The sequence below is a fragment of the Gelidibacter mesophilus DSM 14095 genome (genome assembly GCF_000423005.1).
Lineage (GTDB): Bacteria > Bacteroidota > Bacteroidia > Flavobacteriales > Flavobacteriaceae > Gelidibacter > Gelidibacter mesophilus.
On record NZ_AUHD01000048.1, the window covers coordinates 1 to 1,221 of the forward strand.

The 1,221-nt window shown below is 33.6% G+C and carries 1 protein-coding gene; it reads left to right on the forward strand.

Translation table 11 applies throughout. The features are described from left to right. The first annotated feature begins 155 nt into the window (after positions 1-155). The gene (locus G525_RS0117825) at positions 156-962 is read left to right on the forward strand and encodes an AraC family transcriptional regulator (protein WP_035480136.1); all 807 of its coding nucleotides are present in this window, start codon (positions 156-158) and stop codon (positions 960-962) included. Positions 963-1,221: the final 259 nt, after the last annotated feature.

The window sequence follows — 1,221 nt, forward strand, 5'->3', positions numbered from 1 at the left end:
CAATTTCAATAGGTCTAGATAGTTGTCCAAAGCTTGTTTTTTAAACAAAAATCAGAATTCTATTTCAATTCACACACAACTTTTGAGAATGATCCGTTAAAACCTATCAAAAAGTAAATTCTGAATATGAGAACGTAAGTTTTGGAATTTCCAAAATGGAAGCCATCTACACCAGTCGAAACGGTAAAATCGATGAACCCCACAGACACAATTATTTTACGGTCTTAATCATCACTAAAGCAAAGGGAAAGCATAAAATTGACTTCAACACATATCCATTATCAAACCAACACATATTCTTTGTTGCTCCAGGGCAAGTACACCAAGTTACTGAAGAAGAAAAATCATTTGGCTATGTCATGACATTTTCCAATCAATTTCTAGTAGAAAGCACCATTCCTTTATCCTTTATAGACAGCTTGAACTTGTTCAATAATTATGGACAAAGCCCTCCCCTAACTCCAAATAAAGATCAGTTTGATACCATAGATCAGTTTGCCAATCAAATTTTTAGACTTTTCAACAGTGACACCCAAATGAAAACTTTATCCATTGGTGCATTTTTAAAACTACTGCTTATAGAATGTAATAATATTTGCGCTATCAACCCTATCGAATCAGATGTAGATACCACTGGAGACAATCTCATCAGAGCTTTTAAAAAGGAAGTGGAAAACAACTACAAAAAAGAGCACTCTACCACCTGTTATGCCAATCAACTTTACATTACCCCTGACCATTTAAACCGAACTTTCAAATCGAAAATCGGTAAGACCGCAAAAGATTATATTCAGGCACGTATAATAACAGAAGCAAAACGGCTCCTTTATTTTACAGATTTGGCAAATAAAGAAATTGCTTATGACCTGGGCTTTAATGAGCCCGCAAATTTTAGTGCATTTTTCAAGAAACATACGCAGTTATCGCCTTCACATTTCAAGAAAAACGAGATTAAGTCCTAAATAACGGATTTTCATACGTTTACTCCCTTTTTTCATATTCCACAGTTTTCTAAACTGTCCCATCTTTGCACTATAAAATTAATGCATTGGGTAGATTCAAACATCCTTAACATCAGATAAGCAGATTTATCCAGCTAAAAAAATAGATAATTATGAACACAATAATAGAGGTCAGTAGTTAGTTGCTTATTAATTCTGTCTGATATATTTTGTCTCTTTGCACCATTTTCACAATAAGATTGTTGAATATTGTGGCTTT